Origin of the sequence: Limnohabitans sp. Rim28, assembly GCF_000293865.2 — a bacterium.
Classification (GTDB): domain Bacteria; phylum Pseudomonadota; class Gammaproteobacteria; order Burkholderiales; family Burkholderiaceae_C; genus Limnohabitans_A.
On sequence record NZ_ALKN02000046.1, the window covers coordinates 1 to 845 of the forward strand.

Annotated in this window: 1 pseudogene; it reads left to right on the forward strand. The window is 58.5% G+C overall.

The window, feature by feature from the left end:
- Positions 1 to 12: 12 nt before the first annotated feature.
- Positions 13 to 845: pseudogene (locus tag B472_RS16770) on the forward strand (cryptochrome/photolyase family protein); the annotation flags it as partial.

Consider the following 845-nt stretch of genomic DNA (forward strand, 5'->3'; position numbering starts at 1 on the left):
GTATAAGATGCACGGCAACGCTACAACATCCTGATGGACGACGGCAAGCCCACGGGTGGCCAGTGGAATTTTGACGCCGACAACCGCGAAGCCTTTGGTCCTGAAGGCCCCGGCCAGGTCCCGACCCGCGCGACCTTCGAGCCCGACGCCCTAACACAAGAAGTCATTGCACTTGTGAACACCCGCTTTACTGACCACCCCGGCACGCTCGATAGTTTTGCCTGGCCAGTCACACGCAGCCAAGCCTTGCAAGCGTTGCAGCGCTTTGTTAAAGAACGTCTGCCACTTTTTGGTCGCTATGAAGATGCCTTGTGGCCGGGCGAGCCTTGGCTTTACCACTCGCATTTGTCCTCTGCCATGAACCTCAAACTGCTCAGTGCGCGCGAGGTCGTTCATGCGGTAGAGACTGCCTACAGGGCTGGTCATGCGCCGCTTCAAAGCGCTGAGGGGTTTATCCGCCAGATCCTGGGATGGCGCGAATACGTGCGCGGTATTTACTGGATGCAAATGCCCAGTTACGTCGAGCGCAATGCTCTAGATGCCCAAGAGGAATTGCCCGCATGGTTTTGGACCGGTCAGACAGAGATGGCCTGCTTGCGCGATGCCATCACGCAGACTCTTGAACACGGCTACGCGCACCACATACAGCGCCTGATGGTCACAGGCCTTTATGCCCTGCTGCTGGGCGTGCGGCCTCAGCAGGTTCACGCTTGGTACCTGTCGGTCTATGTGGACGCAGTCGAGTGGGTGGAATTGCCCAACACCTTGGGGATGAGCCAGTACGGCGACGGCGGCCTCATGGCAAGCAAGCCCTATGTTGCGACGGGTAAGTACATCCAGCGCAT